Raw genomic sequence first — 16,697 nt, 5'->3', positions numbered from 1 at the left:
GCAGCAGGGGGAACGGGCCCGGCGGTAAGCTCGGACAATGAGTGTTATCCGCCCCGCCACCGAACACGACGTGCCCGCGATCCTTCGCATGATCCACGAACTGGCCCACTACGAGAAGGAACCGGACGCAGTCCGCAACACTCCCGAGATGCTGCGGCAGGTCCTCTTCGGCGAGAACCCGCGCGTCTTTGCCGCCATGGCCGAGAACGAGGCCGGAGACGTCCAGGGCTTCGCACTCTGGTTCCTCAACTACTCCACCTGGGAAGGCGTGCACGGCATCTACCTGGAAGACCTGTACGTCAGCCCGGAGGCGCGCGGCGAGGGCCACGGCAAGGCCCTCCTGCAGCACCTTGCCTCCATAGCGGTGGCAAACGGCTACGCCCGGGTGGAATGGAGCGTCCTGGACTGGAACGAGCCATCCATCAACTTCTACCGCCGCCTGGGCGCCCGCCCGATGGACGGGTGGTCAACCTTCAGGCTCACCGGCGACGCCCTCGAAAAGTTCGGCAGCGCCTCATCCGCCCCCGTCCCCGCAGCGGCCCATGGCTGAAGCAGGCCACGAGGTCCGTGCCCGGCACGAATTCCGGGGCATGCGCACGGTGGAGCACTACTTCACCGTGCCGCTTGACCACTCCGCGCCGGACGACGAGACCATCACCGTCTTCGCCCGTGAGTATGTCTCGGCCTCCCACAGCGGGGACGAGGCGCAGAACCTGCCCTGGCTGCTGTTCCTGCAGGGCGGCCCGGGCGGCCGCGGGAACAGGTTCGGCTCCCTCGGCGGCTGGGGCAAGGCCGCCGCTAAAGAGTTCCGGATACTGATGCTGGACCAGCGGGGCACCGGACTGTCCACCCCCGTGGACCGCAACACCCTGCCGCTCCGCGGGGCTGCGCCGGACCAGGCCGCGTACCTGGAGCACTTCCGAGCCGATGCCATCGTTGCTGACGCAGAACTGATCAGGAAGGCGCTGGGCTCGGAACCCTGGACCGTGTTCGGGCAGAGCTACGGCGGTTTCTGTGCCCTGACCTACCTGTCCTTTGCCCCCGGCGGCCTGAAGGAGGTCCTCATCACCGGCGGCCTCGCTCCCCTGACCGGTCCTGCCGACGACGTCTACCGCGCCACCTTCCAGCGGGTGGCGGCGCGCAACGCCGAGTACTTCAGCTGGTACCCGGAAGACCGCACCATGGTGGAGCGGATTGCCCGCCACCTGCGGACCACGCCGGAGTTCCTGCCCGACGGCGGTCCCCTCACCGTGGAGCGCCTCCAGATGCTGGGTGCGTTCCTTGGCGGAAACACCAGGGTGGACAGCCTGCACTACCTGCTGGAGGATGCCTTCACCGGGACCCCGGCCGGGCCGAGGCTCTCCGATCCGTTCCTTGACCAGATGCAGGGCATCGTCTCGCGCCGGTCCAACCCGCTCTATGCCCTGATGCATGAATCCATTTACGGGCAGGGCCAGGCAACGGACTGGTCGGCGTGGCGCGTGCTGACGGAGTATCCCGAATTCCGGCCTGAAGCGGAGCCCCTGCTGCTCACCGGCGAAATGGTTTACCCCTGGTATTTCGAGCAGGATCCTGCCCTGCAGCCCCTCCGCGAGGTGGCCGGGCTGCTCGCCGCGAAACAGGACTGGCGGCCGCTCTACGATATCCGGCAGCTTGCCGCCAACCGGGTGCCGGTGGCGGCAGCCGTGTATTCCGAGGACATCTATGTGGACCGGAAGCTGTCCCTGGAAACGGCCGCCGCGGTCCGTGGGCTCGAGGTCTGGGAGACCGGGGATTTCCACCATGACGGCATCGCCGATGACGGCGAGGGGATCTTCAACCGGCTGCTTGGGATGGTGAGGTCAGGCCGCCGCTGAGGCCCGGCGACCAGCCACCCGGGTCAGTAAGGCTGCGGCCAGGACGAGGGCACCCACCACGCCGCCCAGCATGTTCAGCCCCAGGTAGCCGGTCCAGCTGAGCACAAGGCCGGAGACAGCGCCCCCCACCGCCCCCGCCGCGCCCATCAGCATGTCCGAGACACCCTGCACCACCACCCGGGACTCCTGTCCGACGCTCTCGGCCAGCAGGGTGGACCCGGAGACAGTCGCTGCGGACCAGCCCATGCCCAGCAGCACCAGGCCGACGGCGACGGCTGCGGTGGAGCCCTGACCGAACCCCGCCACGAGGACGGCGGTCATCAGCAGCATGCAGCCGATCATGACGGTCTCGGTCCGGCCAGCTTTGTCCGTCAACCAGCCCATCACCGGTGACAGCGCGAACATGCCCGCGATGTGCAGGGAAATGGTGAAGCCGATGATGACCAGCACATCACCAGATGCCGTATGGCCGGCATGGGATGCCGCGGGTCCTTCCACGAGGTGCTGCAGGTGGAGCGGCGTCATGGACATGACGCCCACCATGACGGCGTGGGCCCCGACGACGGCGGCGACGGCCAGCAGCGCAGTGCGGGAACCCCGGATGGCGCGCATCCCGCGGGCCAATGAGCCTCCCGGCCGGGGCGCGCCCGGGACGGCAGCCACCGCCGCAGCATCAGTGGCGGCCGGTCCACGTTCCGCAACCTGGCGGGCGGCAACTTCACGGGCGAGGTGCAGCGGGTCCGGTCGGAGCCCGATGAGGACAAGCAGGATGGCCACCAGAAGCCCGGCACCGGAGATCACAAACGGGCCTGCCACCGGCGGCAGCCCCAGCGCCGCACCCACCACCGTGCCGGGCTGGATCAGGTTGGGTCCTGCCACGGCTCCGACCGTTACGGCCCACACCACGGTGGACAGCGCCCTGCCCCGGTGTTCCGCCTCGGCCAGGTCCACGGCGGCGAACCTGGCCTGCAGGTTCGCTGCGGTGCCCACCCCGATGCCCGCCGCGCCCAGCACAAGCAGCACAAAGATTCCTGTGACCACCGCCAGGACCATGAGCACCGTGCCGGCCAGGGCAGCCGAGAGGCCGGCCACCTGGCCCATCCGGCGGCCCCTGCGGTCCGCCAGCGAGGCGAGCGGCAGCGCGGCCAGCGCTGCCCCCAGGGTCATGACCGTTGCTACGGCTCCCGCCCACGCGCTGGAGCCGGACAGCTCCACAGCGAGGATCGAACCAATCGAAACTGTTGCCCCCGTGCCGATTCCGCCGAAGACCTGGGCGGCGGCCAGCAGGGCGACGGTACGTCGCTGCACCCGCCGCACATCGTTGTCGGTTATCACCATGGGGGCCATGGACAGAGCATAGTCCCCGCCGGTGGCCTCCTAAAGGGGCCAATTTAAAGGCAGCAGTCCCGGCCGCTCGCGTGGCCGGGACTGCTGCTGATTGAAGGCTGGAAGCCTTTAGTCGACGTCGCTGTGGCTCTTGCGGACGTCTTCTTCCAGGCGCGGATCCAGGTGCGCTTCCTTGGCCTTGGAGCTGACCAGGCTGGCGATCACCGCGATGACGATGGTGCCGACAATGACGGCCAGGGACACGAACGTGGGGATCTCGGGAGCCCATTCGATGTGCTGGCCGCCGTTGATGAACGGCAGCTCGTTCACGTGCATGGCATGCAGCACCAGCTTGACGCCGATGAATGCCAGGATGAAGGACAGTGCGTGCTTCAGGTAGATCAGGCGGTTCATGAGGCCACCCAGCAGGAAGTACAGCTGGCGCAGGCCCATCAGGGCGAACAGGTTGGCCGTGAACACAATGAACGGGCTCTGGGTCAGTCCGAAGATGGCCGGGATGGAGTCGACGGCGAACAGCAGGTCCGTGAGGCCGATGGTGATGAAAACGATCAGCATGGGGGTGAAGACCTTCTTGCCGTTCACCGTGGTGCGCAGCTTGTTGCCGTCGAACTTCTCCGACATGGGGATCACCTTGCGGATCCTGGCGATCAGCGGGTTCTCACGGTCTTCCTCGTCTTCGCCCTCGTCCTGGGCCTGCTTCCAGGCGGTCCACAGCAGGAAGGCGCCGAAGATGTAGAACACCCAGCTGAACTGCTCGATCACCATGGCGCCCAGCAGGATGAAAATGCCGCGCAGGATCAGGGCGATGATGATGCCCACCATCAGCACTTCCTGCTGGTACTTCCGGGGCACCGAGAACCGGGCCATGATGATGATGAAGACGAACAGGTTGTCGATGCTGAGGCTGTATTCCGTCACCCAGCCGGCCACGAACTGGCCGCCGTATTCCGGGCCGGTGAAAGCGAACATGGTTCCGGCGAACACCAGCGCAAGGCTGACGTAGAACGCTACCCAGAGGCCGGCTTCCTTCATGGATGGTTCGTGGGGCCGGCGGACCACCAGGAGAAGGTCGATCAGGAGGATAAGGCCGAGGACGACAAAAGAGCCGACTTCGAACCACACGGGCAATTCGAGCACAGGGTAGCCTTTCGCAGGGTACAGAGATGCGGTGTAAGTCTCTCCGGCCTGCCTGCGCACTTGGTGCTGAGATGGCGGCCCGCCACGCCCGGCGGGGCAACCATGCCCTGCGTGTTGACGATCGTAGCGCTCGGGATACTCCCCTACGTGACGTTAACTGTACATGAGCCGGGAGCGTCGCCGCTCCCGGCTTACGTTGGGTGTCGCCCAGGCGCCGGGTCAGGCGTGGCCTGCCGCCTGCATCTGCCGCAGTTCCTTCTTCAGTTCGCCGACCTCGTCGCGGATCCGGGCGGCCACCTCGAACTGCAGTTCGGCAGCGGCGCCGTGCATCTGCTCGGTGAGCTGCTCGATGAGCCCCACCAGGTCCTCTGCCGGGGCCGCCGCGAGGCCGTCCGAACGGACCTTCGCAGCACCCTTCTTGGCCCCGGCCTTGGTTGCCCCGGTGATCCCGCGCTTGCCCTTGCCGTAGTCGAAGCTGCCCAACAACGCATTGGTGTCGGCGTCTTCCCGGGCCAGTTGGTCCGTGATGTCCGCGATCTTCTTCCGCAGCGGCTGGGGGTCCACGCCGTGCTCAGTGTTGTAGGCCACCTGGATGGCGCGGCGCCGGTTGGTTTCATCAATGGCATTGGCCATGGAGTCCGTGATCCGGTCCGCGTACATGTGGACCTGGCCGGACACGTTACGGGCCGCGCGGCCGATGGTCTGGATCAGGGACGTGGAGGACCGCAGGAAGCCTTCCTTGTCCGCGTCCAGGATGCTCACCAGGGACACCTCCGGAAGGTCCAGGCCTTCCCGGAGCAGGTTGATGCCCACCAGGACATCGAAGCTGCCCAGCCGCAGCTCGCGCAGCAGCTCGACGCGCCGCAGCGTATCGACGTCGGAGTGCAGGTACTCCACCTTCACGCCGTGGCTCAGGAGGTAGTCCGTGAGGTCTTCCGCCATGCGCTTTGTCAAAGTGGTGACCAGGACGCGCTCGTCCTTCTCCACGCGCGTCCTGATCTCGCCCAGGAGGTCGTCGATCTGGCCCTTGGTGGGCTTGACGATCACCTCGGGGTCCACCAGGCCGGTGGGCCGGATGATCTGCTGGACGAAGCCGTCCGCCTTGCCGAGCTCGTACTTGCCGGGCGTGGCGGACAGGTAGACGGTCTGGCCGATCCGTTCCAGGAACTCGTCCCATTTCAGCGGCCGGTTGTCCATGGCGGACGGGAGCCGGAAGCCGTGGTCCACAAGGGTCCGCTTGCGGGACATGTCGCCTTCGTACATGGCACCGATCTGCGGGATGGTCACGTGGGATTCGTCCACCACCAGCAGGAAGTCGTCCGGGAAGTAGTCGATCAGGCAGTGCGGGGCGGTGCCGCCGGCCCGCCCGTCAATGTGGCGGGAGTAGTTTTCGATGCCGTTGCAGAATCCCATCTGCTGCATCATTTCAAGGTCGTAGGTGGTCCGCATCCGGAGCCGCTGCGCCTCGACCAGCTTGTTCTGCCCCTCCAGGACTGCGAGCCGGTCCGCGAGTTCGTCCTCGATGGACTTGATGGCGCGGCTCATGCGTTCCGGGCCGGCGACGTAGTGCGATGCCGGGAAGACGTACATCTCCGTTTCCTCGCGGATGACCTCCCCGGTGACGGGGTGCAGGGTGTAGATGTTCTCCACTTCGTCCCCGAAGAACTCGATCCGGAGCGCGAGTTCCTCGTACATCGGGATGATCTCGACGGTATCGCCGCGGACCCGGAACGTGCCGCGGTGGAAGTCCATGTCATTGCGCGCGTACTGCATGGAGACGAACTTGCGCAGCAGCGCATCCCGGTTCATTTCCTGTCCCCTGCGGAGCGTGACCATGCCGGCGATGTACTCTTCCGGCGTGCCCAGGCCGTAGATGCAGGAGACCGTGGCCACCACCACAACGTCCCGGCGCGTCAGCAGCGCGTTGGTGGCGGAGTGCCGGAGCCGCTCCACTTCCTCGTTGATGGACGAGTCCTTCTCGATGAAGGTGTCCGTCTGGGGAACGTACGCCTCAGGCTGGTAGTAGTCGTAGTAGGAGACGAAGTACTCCACCGCATTGTTGGGCAGCAGCTCCCGGAACTCGTTGGCCAGCTGCGCGGCGAGGGTCTTGTTCTGGACCATCACCAGGGTGGGGCGCTGGACCTGCTCGATGAGCCAGGCGGTGGTGGCGCTCTTGCCCGTGCCGGTGGCGCCGAGCAGCACCACGTCCTTCTCGCCGTTGTTGATGCGCTCCGTCAGCTCCGCTATGGCGGCCGGCTGGTCACCCGCAGGCTTGAACTCGCTGATGACCTCAAACGGCGCTACAACACGGTTTATATCCTGCGCAAGGCTCATGGATCTAATCTACAACCGGGCACCGACAGAACGGGCCGAGTCCGTTACGGGCGAACAGCGCAGCGGGTTTCGCAGGGGTCAGGACGCGCACGACGGCGGCTGCCACCCTGCGCTTTCGGCCCACCGTTTCATGGGGTCTTCCGCGTTCCGGAACCACTCCTCCTTGGCTTCCGCGTAGCCTTCGGTGGTTGCGTCGCCGGCATGCTCGGCGGCCAGCCGCCGCTTGAAGACCAGATAACCGGCGGCGGCGCCGGCATCGGCGCGCAGCCAGTCCCGGAAGCACAGGGCGAACCGCCATCCGGGCGACCCCGCAGCCCGCACATGCAGGTTCACGTCGCGGCCGGGGTCGGCGCTGGCATGGAAACGCTTGTACCAGTCCTCCGGCCGCGGATGGCCCGGTTTGGGTGCATCGGCGGAACTGCCCGGAACGAAGGGGAACCCGGCGGCCGACAGGAGCGGCGCAAGGGTGTCTGCCGCGGCCAGGTCAGGGACAGCGAGCTGGAGGTCGATGACGTCCTTGGCGTCGAGGCCCGGGACCGAGGTGGAACCGATGTGCTCCAGGCTGAGGCCGTTGACGTCCACCGCGTCCTGGCGGGACAGGGCGGCACGGATCCGGGCCATGATGCGCCGTGCCTCCTGCGGCCATTCCGGGCGGGACGGGAGCAGGACGGGTCCACCTTGCCGGCCGGCGCGGACCCCCTGGGCGATGTTCAGCGCAAAGGGCTGCAGGCGTCCTTTCCAGAGCCGGTCCACCTGCTCCAGCAGTTCCGCGACGCTGCCCGAATTGTCCAGGACCACGTCTGCGGCGGCCAGCCTGTCCTCCCGGGACGCCTGGGCCTGGATGCGCGAGCGGGCGGCCTCCGCGGTCATGCCCCGGTACTCAAGCATCCGCTGCACCCGCATGTCCTCCGGGGCGTCCACCACCAGGACCAGGTGGAAGTCGCTCCCCTGGCCAGTCTCCACCAGCAACGGGATGTCCTGCACCACCACGGCGTCGTCCGCAGCAGCTGCCACGATGGCCGCGGCGCGGGAACGGACAAGCGGGTGAACAATCCCGTTCAGGGCGGCAAGGCGTTCCGGCTGCCCGAAGACCACCGCGCCGAGACGGGCACGGTCCAGCCGCCCGCCGTCGTCGAGCATCTCCGCACCGAACTCGGCCACGATCCTGGCCAGCCCCTCCGTACCGGGCTCCACAACTTCACGGGCCAGCGCGTCCGCGTCCACCAGCACGGCGCCCAGCTCCTTCAGCCGCCCGGCCACCAATGACTTCCCTGAGGCGATTCCGCCGGTCAACCCGATCTTCAGCACGGCTCCCACCCTATCCCGCCTGACTAGACTGGGGCGGGTGCATGAGCAAGAGAGCAGGGCGGCGTCCTACACCACCCTGGCCGCGGGTCCGGACTTCCGCCACGAGCTGGAGATCAAGCGTTCACGCTTCATCACCGTCCTCCGGCGGGCAGGCACCGAAGAGGATGCCCGTGACCTGGTGGCAGGCCTCCGCCGGGAGTTCCACGACGCACGGCACCACTGCTCCGCTTTCATCATCGGACCGGATCGGGACATACAGCGGTCAAACGACGACGGCGAGCCCTCCGGGACGGCCGGAATACCGATGCTGGAAGCCCTGTCCAAGAGGGAGACGGCACCCGGAGTGGCGGACCTCAGCGACGTCAGCGCCGTCGTCGTGCGCTATTTCGGCGGCGTGCTGCTCGGGGCTGGAGGCCTGGTCCGTGCCTACTCAGAATCGGTCTCCTCAGCACTATCACTGGTGCCCCTGGTACGGCGCAGCCGGCTGCGCATCTGTTCCGCGGCGGTACCCCATGCGGCAGCCGGCAGGCTGGAAAACGACCTCCGCGCTGCCGGCTTCGTGATGGCCGAAACCAGCTACGGCGCGAAGGACACGGTCCTGCGCCTCGCCGTTGCCGATAATGCGGATGCGATCGCCGCCGCCGCGGAACGGCTGCAGGTGCTGACTTCCGGCGGCGTTGGCCTGGCGACCGAGGGAACGGAGTGGGTGGATGTCGCGCTTGCCTGACGTGTCCCTGGTGGACGTGGACGACGCCGTCATGGAGTCGCTCCTGGCGCTCGCCAAGCGGGACGCATCACCGGACGAGGTGGCTCCCCCGCTGGGCGGGCCCGGCTGGAACCCGGAACGCACCGCGTGGTTCCGCAGCTACCACCGGGCGGCGGCTGAAGGCCTGGACGGAAAGGCCGGCGAAAAATCCTGGGGCATCCTCTGCGGCGGGGACCTGGCCGGATCCATCCGGCTCCGCCGCCTCGCACCGGGGCACCGTGGGTCTGGCCCTGAAGACGGGGCTGTGGCTGAGACGGGCATCTGGCTGGGCAGGAGCTTCCGGTCCCGGGGAATCGGAAGTGCCGCGCTGCACCTGGTGCTGGCTGAGGCCCGGAAGGCAGGACTGTCCAGGGTGGTCGCCCGCACCCTGGCCGGCAACGGAGCGGCGCAGCATCTGCTCGAGTCGGCGGGCGGGCACCTGCAGCCCGAAAACGACGGAACTGTCCTCGCCGTCGTCGAACTTCAATCCGCCGGTTAACGCACAATGGGCCCCTGCTTCCGCAGGGGCCCATTGTGTCAGCCCGGAAATCCGGGCCGGCGGCAATTAGTTGCCGGTCAGCTTCTCGCGCAGGGCGGCAAGAGCCTCATCCGAAGCCAGGGTGCCGGCGCCGGTGTCGGCGGCAGCAGGCTCGGAGGAGTAGCTGGTGGCGCCGGAGTCGCTGTCACCGGACGTTGCAGCAGCAGCGTCGTCGGCAGCGTGCTGGGCAACCTGCTTCTTGTGGGCTTCCCAGCGGGTCTGGGCGTCAGCGTACTGCTGCTCCCAGGCGGCGCGCTGGTTCTCGTAGCCTTCAAGCCACTCGTTGGACTCGGGATCGAAGCCCTCGGGGTACTTGTAGTTGCCCTCTTCGTCGTACTCTGCAGCCATGCCGTACAGAGCGGGATCGAATTCGGTGCTGTCGGCGTCGACGCCCTCGTTGGCCTGCTTGAGGGACAGCGAGATGCGGCGGCGCTCGAGGTCGATGTCGATGACCTTGACGAACAGTTCGTCGCCAACGGAAACAACCTGCTCGGCCAGCTCAACGTGGCGGACAGCGAGCTCGGAGATGTGGACCAGGCCTTCGATGCCGTCTTCGACGCGGACGAACGCACCGAACGGAACGAGCTTGGTGACCTTACCCGGAACAACCTGGCCCAGGGCGTGGGTGCGGGCGAAGGTCTGCCACGGATCTTCCTGCGTAGCCTTGAGCGACAGGGAGACGCGCTCGCGGTCCAGGTCCACCTCGAGAACCTCGACGGTGACTTCCTGGCCAACCTCGACAACCTCGGACGGGTGGTCGATGTGCTTCCAGGACAGCTCGGAAACGTGAACCAGGCCGTCTACGCCGCCCAGGTCCACGAAGGCACCGAAGTTGACTATGGAGGAAACGACGCCGGGACGGACCTGGCCCTTTTCCAGCTTGTTGAGGAAGGTGGAGCGGACCTCGGACTGGGTCTGCTCGAGCCATGCACGGCGGGACAGAACAACGTTGTTGCGGTTCTTGTCCAGCTCGATGATCTTGGCTTCGATCTGCTGGCCGATGTACGGAGCCAGGTCGCGCACACGGCGCATCTCGACGAGGGATGCGGGCAGGAAGCCGCGCAGGCCGATGTCGAGGATAAGACCACCCTTGACAACCTCGATGACGGTACCGGTGACAACACCGTCTTCTTCCTTGACCTTCTCGATGTCGCCCCAGGCACGCTCGTACTGAGCACGCTTCTTGGAGAGGATCAGACGGCCTTCTTTGTCTTCCTTGGTGAGCACCAGGGCTTCGACCTGATCGCCGACGGAGACAACTTCTCCGGGATCAACGTCGTGCTTGATGGACAGCTCGCGGGAGGGGATGACACCTTCGGTCTTGTAACCGATGTCGAGCAGGACTTCATCGCGGTCGACCTTGACGACGGTACCTTCGACGAGGTCTCCGTCGTTGAAGTACTTGATGGTGGCGTCGACTGCTGCGAGGAAGTCCTCAGCGGTACCGATGTCGTTAATGGCGACTACGGGGGTACCGGGCTTCTCGGTGGAGGTGATGGTCATGTAGTAGGGGCTCCGTTGTGGATAGTTAGTCGGTCAGGCAAACCGGCGCGCCCGCGTTATGGAACGCAGGCGCGATTCGCGGTGAATCCGACGGATCCTCCGGGTCATCCTGATTTTGTGGATTTTACAGAACGTGCACGTGGTACACGCCCGTTTAGTCTAGTCGCCGCCGCCAACAAGGGCAAAAGCGGGCAGGTACCCCTCCCCCTCAGAAGTGGGTAAGGCAGTGGGTGGCCCGCTCCACCGCGAACATCTGGCGGGCCTGCAGCACCGCGCCTTCAGTGTTTTCACGGATCTTCCCTGCCGCCGCCAAAGTCACCGGGCAGACACCGCCGAGGTAGATGGAGGAAAGCGCGGAGACGTCCAGTGCCAGGTCCGCGGGGGTGCCTTCCGGGAGGCGTTCGACGGCGGCCCGGCCCCCCTCGACTGCCAGGGCCCAGGTTCCCGCGGTGAGCCCGAGCGGGTCATTGAGCTCCAGCACCAGCCTGCCGTCTGCCGGATACTGCCGGGCCTCGAGGGCCGCGGCGGCGTCCAGGATCCGGAGCCAGAGCATGTCCCTGCTGTCCGACGAGTCAATGCAGCGGGGGTCCATGAGGGCCCAGGGCAGGGGGTCGTCCAGTGGAGCTTCACCCCAGGTGATACGTTCCACCAGGTCGATCGCCGCCAGGAACTGCCAGAGTTCGAGGTAGGCGTCGTTCGTGGCCGCCAGCAGGTCCACCACTTCAACCGTGTAGGGCTTGGTGTCCCAACCAAGGAACTTGTACGAGACGTAGCCGTCCACGTCGCCGCCGGGGCCGTAGTGGAGCGCCACCTTGACGGCGGGGTCCTCTTTGCCGTCGAGTCCCAGTGACCCGGACGCCAGCTGCCGGTACCACTCCTGCCGTCCGATGGACCCCGGGGTCAGCCGGTGCACGCGGTCGAACACAACCGGGGCCAGTTCCAGCAGGGCCTTGGGGTCGGCTACCTCCACGGAGCCGGTGGGCTGGTGCTGCAGGGTGAACCGGGTGGTGGTGTCAACCTTCAGGGAGCGCTCGAAGCTCGCCACCCCGTAGCCGAACCTTCCGTAAATGGACCCCTCGGAGGCCGTGAGTGCCGCCATCGCCACGCCGTCCTCCTTCGCGAGCCTGAGGTCCTCGCTCATCATCCGCCGCAGCAGGCCCCTCCGGCGGTGGGAAGTACGCACCGTCACCGACGTGACCAGTTGCGTCTCCAGTGTCCTTCCGAAGCCGATGTTCAGGGTCTTCCGGAGCGTCGCGAACGTGGCCACGGGAACCTCAGCGGGTAGGGATCCAGGAGCCACGCCGCCGGTCTGGTAGGCGCCCGTCAGGACGCGGCCATCCACCTGGTAGGTGGCGAGGGCCTTTTCCACGTGCTCGGGCGTGCGGGTGGACTCGTGGAAACCGAATGACACCGCCCGGGACCACGTGGCGGCTTCCTCATAGCCGTCGTTGCCTTTTAAGACCGCGCCAAAGCGCCGGATTTCATAGTTGCCGCTCAGATCGCCCATTCGTCCGAGCCTAGCCAATCCATCCGGCGCCTGACCAGCGCAAACAGCCGGGCAGCACGTTCAGAGCGGGCGGACGGGCTGGCGCAGGATGGTCCGGAGTTTTTCCGGCGCCACTTTCCGGGGGTCGCTGAGGTAGATTTCGTGGCGCGGCCCCGCGAATCCGTACCTGTGGGCGGGCATGAATTCACTGTGCAGCCGGTGCAGGGCGGGCCCTTCGTCGTCGTAGCTGCCGATGTGCAGGATCTGTACCGACAGGCCTTCGTCCAGGGTCTCCAGCCGCAATGCGTCCAGCCCGGCAACCCCCTTGGCAGCCGCCTTGGCCACGCCGGAGTGCAGTTCGGCGTGGCCGATCCAGTCGGGCTGCGGAACCATCATGGTCCACTTCCAGCTGTCCTTGTCACGGGTGCGGGGCGCGTACAGCTCCTTGAACTGCCTCCGGACGTCGTATTTGTCCATCGCCCCGCCCCCGTTCGACTCGCGCTGGCGGTCAGTGTCCGGCGTCGTACCAGCTGGGACCGACGCCGATCTGGACTTCCAGGGGCACGCTGAGGTCCGCCGCGGCGCCCATCTGCTCCGTGACCAGCCTCTCCACCGCCTCGCGTTCTCCGGTGGCGACTTCGAGGACCAGTTCGTCATGGACCTGCAGCAGCATGCGGGATTTGAGCCCCTGGGACTGCAGTCCGGCGTGGACTCCCAGCATGGCACGCTTGATGATGTCCGCGGCCGAGCCCTGGATGGGGCTGTTGAGGGCGATGCGTTCCGCGTTTTCCCGCAGCTGCCGGTCGGTGCTGGTGAGGTCCGGCAGGTAGCGCCGGCGGCCTTCGATCGTGGCGGTGTACCCGTCCACGCGCGCCTGGTCCACCACGCCGCGGAGGTAGTCGCGGACCGCGCCGAACCGGTCGAAGTAGTCCTTCATCAGGGTGCGGGCCTCGTCCACGGAGATCTCCAGCTGCTTGGACAGGCCGAAGGAGGTGAGGCCGTACGCGAGCCCGTAGGACATGGCCTTGACCTTCGAGCGCATGGCGCTGGTGACCTCGCTGGTGGGCACATGGAAGATGTTGGAGCCAACGAAGCGGTGCAGGTCCTCGCCGTCGCGGTACGCCTGGATCAGGCCCTCGTCCCCGGACAGGTGCGCCATGATCCGCATTTCGATCTGCGAGTAGTCGGCGGACAGCAGGCATTCGTAGCCGTCGCTGACCACGAAGATCCCGCGGACCCGGCGGCCCTCCTCGCTGCGGATGGGGATGTTCTGCAGGTTGGGGTTGTTGGAAGAGATGCGGCCGGTGGCGGCCACATTCTGGGCGTAGGTGGTGTGGATGCGCCCGTCCTCCGCCACCGACTTCTTTAGCGACTCAATCATCTGCCGGAGCTTGGCCGCCTCCCGGTGCGCCATGAGCTGGACCAGGAACTCGTGCCCGGTCTTCTCCAGCAGGTTCTTCAGCGACGCGGCGTCGGTGGTGTAGCCGGACTTGATTTTCTTCGTCTTGGGCAGCTGCAGTTCGTCGAACAGGACCGTCTGCAGCTGTTTGGGGGAACCGAGGTTGACCTCGTGGCCGATGGCTGCGTACGCCTGCTCCTGGGCCTGGTCGATGACCCGGGCGAGGTCGGCGAGCTGTTCATCCATGCGGTCCATGTCGATCCTGATGCCGGCAAGCTCCATGTCCGCCAGGACCCGGCTGACGGGCAGCTCCAGGGTGGACAGCAGCTCCTCCGCCTTGCGCTCCTTGAGCTCGCTTTCGAAGTACCGGCTCAGGGAGAGTACGACGGCGGCTGCCTGGACGAGCGCGTCGGCGGCGGCGGTATCGTCCCCGTCAAACGACAGTTCCAGCTGGCCGGCTTTGGCGGTGGCCGCGGAAATTCCGACGTTCAGGTGGTGCTGGGCAAGTTCGTCCAGCTCGTAGGAGCGGCGGTCCGGCTGGATGAGGTACCCGGAAATCGAGGTGTCGTCCACCACGCCTTCCAGTTCCAGCCCGCGGGCCGTTAGCGCCTTCAGGGCGGCCTTGAAGCCGTGCATCACCTTGGGCGCTTCGGGGTCGCGCAGCCAGCGGGCCAGCACGTTCTCCGTTTCGGCATCCTGGCCGGACAGGTCGATGTAGGCGGCCGCGCCGTCGCGGACGATGGCCACGGCTGCAGCATCCTCGCCGATCCGTCCCGGGATGAGGTCCACGGCGAGGGCCGAGCGCTGCCCTGCACCGGCGGCCAGGAACGCCTCCAGCTCGGCGGCAGTTGCGGGGGTGGTGTACTCCGGGGCGTCGATGCTTTCGCGTTCCGCGGCGGGCGCGTCCTCTTCACTGTAGAGAGCGAAGAGGCGGCTGCGGATGGTCTTAAACTCCAGCTGGTCGAACAGGTCTTCCAGGGCTGCCTGGTCCGGGCGGGGCTGGTACAGGTCGTCAAGCGTGACGGGAAGCTCCAGGTCCGTGTGGAGCTGGTTGAGCATTCGGTTCCGCTTCACGTTTTCGACGTTCTCGCGCAGGGCGTCACCCACCTTCCCGCCGATGGAGTCCAGGTGTTCCAGGACACCTTCCAGTCCGCCGTAGAGGTTGATCCACTTGGCCGCGGTCTTCGGGCCGACACCGGGCACGCCGGGAAGGTTGTCCGCCGTCTCCCCCACCAGGGCGGCAAGGTCGGAGTACCGGGACGGGCTGACGAAGTACTTGGCCTCGATGGCAGCGGCGTCCATCCGGGGGATGTCGCTGACGCCCTTCTTGGGATACAGGACGAACACGTTGTCCGTGATGAGCTGGAACGCGTCCCGGTCGCCGGAGACCAGCAGAACCTCAAAGCCGGCCTTCTCCCCCATGGCGGCCAGGGTGGCGAGGATGTCGTCCGCCTCGTAGCCCGGCAGCTTGATGGTCTTGATGCCCCAGGCCTCCACCACCTGCGCGATCAGGTCGATCTGGCCGCTCATCTCGCGGGGGGTCTCGTTCCGGCCGCCCTTGTATTCGCTGTACTGGGCCTTGCGGTGGGTGGTCTCATCGGAGACGTCGAAGGCCACGGCGATGTGCGTGGGCTGCTGCTCCTTGATCAGGTTGATCAGCATGGAGGTAAAGCCGTGGATGGCGTTGGTGTGCTGCCCGTTCATGGTGGAGAACTTGTCCGCGGGCAGGGCGAAGAAGGCACGGAAAGCCATGGAGTGGCCGTCCAGGACCAGGAGCCGCGGCTGGCCTGTCATGGGGACCACGGGGGCTGCGGTGGCTGAAACCGACTCACCGGCGGGAGCAGGAATCTTGTCCTTCACGACGGTGCCGCCCTGGGCACTTCCGCCTTCCAGGGCAGGGTCCTGCGGAAGAACTTCGGACGGGAAAGGGGCCGGTTTGGTTGTTTCACTCACAGGTGCCAGCCTAGTTGGCATGATGGACAATTTCACGCCCGGCCCCTTCGCGGAGGAGCTGACGGCGGCTGGCGTTCCGGACCACCTGCATGGCTGGCTGGGCCGGTACGGGATCGGCGCACTGGTGGTGAAGATGGGTATCCGGTTCCTTGAGATGAGCCCCGAACGGACAGTGGCCACCATGCCGGTGGAGGGCAACACCCAGGTGGCCGGCATCCTGCACGGCGGTGCGCATGTTGTGCTGGCCGAGACGCTGGGCTCGTTTTCCGCGGCCATGCATGCCGGCGACGGCCGGCACGCGGTGGGGATCGAGGTCAGTGCCACGCATCACCGTTCCATCTCAACAGGCATGGTGACCGGGACATGCACCGCCATCCACCTGGGCGGGACCCTGGCAACGCACGAGATCGTCATGACGGACGGACAGGGCCGGCGGCTCTCGACCGCCCGGATCACGAACCTGATCAGGAAGAACGCGCCGGCAGGGCAGTAGCCGGGTGCCTGGCGAGCTCCGGCAGCCGGGAGCTGCTAGGAACTATCGCGGTTGAAGTGGTAGCGCAGCTCCACCACGCCCCTGCCCAGGGTGCGCGAGGCAGCCAACTCAAGGGGCGGCGTCGGGCCCGCCAGCGGAAGCAGCCGCTTGCCGTCGCCAAGGACCACCGGGATGACCGAGAGGATGATCTCGTCCAGCAGCCCGGCGTCGGCGAACTGGGCGGCCAGGTTTCCGCCGCCCACCACCCAGACGTTCCTGCCTGCAGCGTCACGCTGGAAGTCCTCGACGAACTCACCCACGTCGCCCCGCACAAAGGTGATGTCCGCCCCTGAGGGTGCGGAATACTCGTGCCTGGTGAACACATAGCTCGGCGTCCCGGAATACGGCCACTTGTCCGGTTCGTGCGCCATCAGCCAGGCGTAGGTTTCCCCACCCATGACGATGCAGCCCACGTCGGCCATGAAGGCGTCGTAGCTTTCGGATCCGCCCTCGAAGCCGTCAAACTGCAGGAGCCAGCCGAGGTCGTCGGTGGACGTGGCGATGAAGCCGTCCAGCGAGGCAGCGACAAAGTACTGGAAGCGTGGCATGCGCCCAGCCT

Annotated in this window: 14 protein-coding genes; 5 read left to right on the top strand and 9 right to left on the bottom strand. The window is 66.6% G+C overall.

The window, feature by feature from the left end; translation table 11 throughout:
• Positions 1-37 precede the first annotated feature (37 nt).
• On the top strand, positions 38-550 hold the full coding sequence (locus AC5RU7_RS11040) for a GNAT family N-acetyltransferase (protein WP_494052262.1): 513 nt from the start codon (positions 38-40) through the stop codon (positions 548-550).
• The gene (locus AC5RU7_RS11035) at positions 543-1,856 is read left to right on the top strand and encodes an alpha/beta fold hydrolase (RefSeq protein ID WP_494052261.1); all 1,314 of its coding nucleotides are present in this window, start codon (positions 543-545) and stop codon (positions 1,854-1,856) included. The genes AC5RU7_RS11040 and AC5RU7_RS11035 overlap by 8 nt, the downstream gene beginning before the upstream one ends.
• Here the strand turns inward: AC5RU7_RS11035 and AC5RU7_RS11030 are convergent.
• The 4 genes from AC5RU7_RS11030 to coaE form a co-directional block, all read right to left on the bottom strand.
• The gene (locus AC5RU7_RS11030; RefSeq protein ID WP_494052260.1) at positions 1,842-3,203 is read right to left on the bottom strand and encodes an MFS transporter; all 1,362 of its coding nucleotides are present in this window, start codon (positions 3,201-3,203) and stop codon (positions 1,842-1,844) included. The two genes, AC5RU7_RS11035 and AC5RU7_RS11030, sit on opposite strands and share 15 nt — an antisense overlap.
• A 108-nt stretch (positions 3,204-3,311) precedes the next feature.
• A complete protein-coding gene (locus tag AC5RU7_RS11025; protein WP_494052259.1) occupies positions 3,312-4,340 on the bottom strand; it encodes a TerC family protein in 1,029 nt (342 codons plus the stop codon).
• Positions 4,341-4,559: 219 nt separating this feature from the next.
• Positions 4,560-6,674 carry an excinuclease ABC subunit UvrB gene (gene uvrB / locus AC5RU7_RS11020; RefSeq protein ID WP_494052258.1) on the bottom strand — a complete coding sequence of 705 codons (2,115 nt, stop codon included), beginning with the start codon at positions 6,672-6,674 and terminating at the stop codon, positions 4,560-4,562.
• A gap of 78 nt (positions 6,675-6,752) precedes the next feature.
• Complete coding sequence (gene coaE / locus AC5RU7_RS11015; RefSeq protein WP_494052257.1) at positions 6,753-7,982, bottom strand: dephospho-CoA kinase; 1,230 nt, start codon at positions 7,980-7,982, stop codon at positions 6,753-6,755.
• Between the two features lie 37 nt (positions 7,983-8,019).
• Here coaE and AC5RU7_RS11010 point away from each other — a divergent pair, with 37 nt between their 5' ends.
• On the top strand, positions 8,020-8,709 hold the full coding sequence (locus AC5RU7_RS11010) for an IMPACT family protein (protein ID WP_494052256.1): 690 nt from the start codon (positions 8,020-8,022) through the stop codon (positions 8,707-8,709).
• Positions 8,693-9,226: a GNAT family N-acetyltransferase gene (locus AC5RU7_RS11005; protein WP_494052255.1), complete on the top strand. Its 534-nt coding sequence runs from the start codon at positions 8,693-8,695 to the stop codon at positions 9,224-9,226. The genes AC5RU7_RS11010 and AC5RU7_RS11005 overlap by 17 nt, the downstream gene beginning before the upstream one ends.
• Positions 9,227-9,292: 66 nt before the next feature.
• On the opposite strand, the gene rpsA is transcribed toward AC5RU7_RS11005, so the two are convergent.
• From rpsA to polA, 4 genes are all read right to left on the bottom strand, one after another.
• Positions 9,293-10,768 carry a 30S ribosomal protein S1 gene (gene rpsA / locus AC5RU7_RS11000; RefSeq protein ID WP_009357636.1) on the bottom strand — a complete coding sequence of 492 codons (1,476 nt, stop codon included), beginning with the start codon at positions 10,766-10,768 and terminating at the stop codon, positions 9,293-9,295.
• A gap of 208 nt (positions 10,769-10,976) precedes the next feature.
• Complete coding sequence (locus AC5RU7_RS10995; RefSeq protein WP_494052254.1) at positions 10,977-12,275, bottom strand: GNAT family N-acetyltransferase; 1,299 nt, start codon at positions 12,273-12,275, stop codon at positions 10,977-10,979.
• Positions 12,276-12,335: 60 nt separating this feature from the next.
• Positions 12,336-12,731: a GyrI-like domain-containing protein gene (locus AC5RU7_RS10990; protein ID WP_494052253.1), complete on the bottom strand. Its 396-nt coding sequence runs from the start codon at positions 12,729-12,731 to the stop codon at positions 12,336-12,338.
• A 31-nt stretch (positions 12,732-12,762) separates the two neighbouring features.
• The gene (gene polA, locus AC5RU7_RS10985) at positions 12,763-15,405 is read right to left on the bottom strand and encodes a DNA polymerase I (protein WP_494052353.1); all 2,643 of its coding nucleotides are present in this window, start codon (positions 15,403-15,405) and stop codon (positions 12,763-12,765) included.
• A gap of 220 nt (positions 15,406-15,625) precedes the next feature.
• Between polA and AC5RU7_RS10980 the strand changes: the two genes are divergently transcribed.
• Positions 15,626-16,099, top strand: coding sequence for a hotdog fold thioesterase (locus tag AC5RU7_RS10980; RefSeq protein ID WP_494052252.1), 474 nt, complete (start codon positions 15,626-15,628; stop codon positions 16,097-16,099).
• Between the two features lie 35 nt (positions 16,100-16,134).
• On the opposite strand, the gene AC5RU7_RS10975 is transcribed toward AC5RU7_RS10980, so the two are convergent.
• A complete protein-coding gene (locus tag AC5RU7_RS10975; RefSeq protein ID WP_494052251.1) occupies positions 16,135-16,686 on the bottom strand; it encodes a dihydrofolate reductase family protein in 552 nt (183 codons plus the stop codon).
• Positions 16,687-16,697 lie beyond the last annotated feature (11 nt).

It is taken from the genome of Arthrobacter sp. K410C (genome assembly GCF_059090105.1).
Note: the sequence above shows the minus strand (reverse complement) of the source record. Positions and strands in the feature narration are given on the sequence as shown.

Bases quoted from the DNA above. Each gene is read 5' to 3' on its own strand.
- AC5RU7_RS11040 (WP_494052262.1), top strand. From the start codon at position 38: ATGAGTGTTATCCGCCCCGCCACCGAACACGACGTGCCCGCGATCCTT.
- AC5RU7_RS11035 (WP_494052261.1), top strand. From the start codon at position 543: ATGGCTGAAGCAGGCCACGAGGTCCGTGCCCGGCACGAATTCCGGGGC.
- AC5RU7_RS11030 (WP_494052260.1), bottom strand. From the start codon at position 3,203: ATGGCCCCCATGGTGATAACCGACAACGATGTGCGGCGGGTGCAGCGA.
- uvrB (WP_494052258.1), bottom strand. From the start codon at position 6,674: ATGAGCCTTGCGCAGGATATAAACCGTGTTGTAGCGCCGTTTGAGGTC.
- AC5RU7_RS11005 (WP_494052255.1), top strand. From the start codon at position 8,693: ATGTCGCGCTTGCCTGACGTGTCCCTGGTGGACGTGGACGACGCCGTC.
- rpsA (WP_009357636.1), bottom strand. From the start codon at position 10,768: ATGACCATCACCTCCACCGAGAAGCCCGGTACCCCCGTAGTCGCCATT.
- AC5RU7_RS10995 (WP_494052254.1), bottom strand. From the start codon at position 12,275: ATGGGCGATCTGAGCGGCAACTATGAAATCCGGCGCTTTGGCGCGGTC.
- AC5RU7_RS10990 (WP_494052253.1), bottom strand. From the start codon at position 12,731: ATGGACAAATACGACGTCCGGAGGCAGTTCAAGGAGCTGTACGCGCCC.
- polA (WP_494052353.1), bottom strand. From the start codon at position 15,405: ATGGCTTTCCGTGCCTTCTTCGCCCTGCCCGCGGACAAGTTCTCCACC.
- AC5RU7_RS10980 (WP_494052252.1), top strand. From the start codon at position 15,626: ATGATGGACAATTTCACGCCCGGCCCCTTCGCGGAGGAGCTGACGGCG.
- AC5RU7_RS10975 (WP_494052251.1), bottom strand. From the start codon at position 16,686: ATGCCACGCTTCCAGTACTTTGTCGCTGCCTCGCTGGACGGCTTCATC.